This window comes from Salinimicrobium oceani (assembly GCF_012037645.1).
The window spans coordinates 1-884 of sequence record NZ_JAAVJR010000068.1; the positions used below are offsets into that span (position 1 = coordinate 1).

The 884-nt window shown below is 48.5% G+C and carries 1 rRNA gene; it reads right to left on the minus strand.

The annotated features are described in order from the left end of the window. Positions 1–884 (minus strand): 23S ribosomal RNA (locus HC175_RS15415); the annotation flags it as partial.

An 884-nucleotide genomic window follows, 5' to 3' on the forward strand; every position in this document is an offset into this window, starting at 1 on the left:
AAATCCATAGCTTCGGTAGTATGTTTATGCCCGATTATTATCCATGCCGAACCGCTCGACTAGTGAGCTGTTACGCACTCTTTAAATGAATGGCTGCTTCCAAGCCAACATCCTAGCTGTCTAAGCAGTTCAACCGCGTTTTTTCAACTTAACATACATTTGGGGACCTTAGCTGATGGTCTGGGTTCTTTCCCTCTCGGACATGGACCTTAGCACCCATGCCCTCACTGATCTACATCATTTTATAGCATTCGGAGTTTGTCAGGAATTGGTAGGCGGTGAAGCCCCCGCATCCAATCAGTAGCTCTACCTCTATAAAACTAATAAATCGCTGCACCTAAATGCATTTCGGGGAGTACGAGCTATTTCCGAGTTTGATTGGCCTTTCACCCCTACCCTCAGGTCATCCCAAGACTTTTCAACGTCAACGGGTTCGGTCCTCCACTATGTGTTACCACAGCTTCAACCTGCCCAAGGGTAGATCACACGGTTTCGCGTCTAACACTACCAACTAAAGCGCCCTATTCAGACTCGCTTTCGCTACGGCTCCAGGGCTTAACCCCTTAACCTCGCTGGCAACGTTAACTCGTAGGCTCATTATGCAAAAGGCACGCCGTCACCCCCTAAAGGGCTCCGACCGCTTGTAAGCGTATGGTTTCAGGATCTATTTCACTCCGTTATTCACGGTTCTTTTCACCTTTCCCTCACGGTACTGGTTCACTATCGGTCTCTCAGGAGTATTTAGCCTTAGCGGATGGTCCCGCCAAATTCATACAGGGTTTCTCGTGCCCCGCACTACTCAGGATACCACTATGGTTTATGATCTTTACCTATACCGGGCTATCACCGTCTATGGCCGCTCTTTCCAAAGCGTTCTAGTTCAT